The 683-nt window shown below is 68.2% G+C and carries 1 protein-coding gene; it reads left to right on the top strand.

Annotated features, from left to right (window positions below; all coding sequences use genetic code 11):
* Positions 1–683, top strand: a 683-nt coding sequence (locus CCN72_RS37775; protein WP_143664375.1) for a glycoside hydrolase family 16 protein, incomplete at both ends; no start/stop codon positions are given.

Below are 683 nucleotides of genomic sequence, written 5' to 3'. Positions count from 1 at the left end.
CGGCGCGGCCGGAAGCAGCGTCAACGCCTCCAACTGGCAGTTCGACACCGGCACTTCGTATCCCGGCGGGGCAGGCAACTGGGGCACCGGCGAGGTCGAGTCGATGACGTCGAGCACCAGTAATGTCTCCCTGGACGGCAGCGGCGATCTGCTCATCACCCCGCGCCGTGACGCGTCCGGCAACTGGACCTCCGGCCGGATCGAGACCACCCGCACCGACTTCCAGCCCCCGGTCGGCGGCAAGCTGCGCGTCGAGACGCGCCTCCAGATGCCGAACGTGACCGGGGACGCGGCCGCCGGGTACTGGCCCGCGTTCTGGATGCTGGGCGCGCCCTTCCGCGGCAACTACCAGAACTGGCCCGGCGTAGGCGAGCTGGACATCATGGAGAACGTCCAGGGCCTGAACAAGACCTGGGCCACCATGCACTGCGGGACCAGCCCCGGCGGGCCCTGCAACGAGACCAGCGGCATCGGCAACTCGACCGCCTGTCCGAACACCACCTGCCAGTCGGGCTTCCACACCTACACCATGGAGTGGGACCGCTCGGTCAGCCCCGAGGCGATCCGCTTCTTCGTCGACGGCGTCAACTACCAGACGGTCACGGCGAATCAGATGGACGCGGCCACCTGGACCAACGCCACGAACCACGGCTTCTTCGTCATCCTGAACGTGGCGATGGGCG

It is taken from the genome of Streptomyces murinus (assembly GCF_002154555.1).
Lineage (GTDB): Bacteria > Actinomycetota > Actinomycetes > Streptomycetales > Streptomycetaceae > Streptomyces > Streptomyces murinus.
Note: the sequence above shows the minus strand (reverse complement) of the source record. Positions and strands in the feature narration are given on the sequence as shown.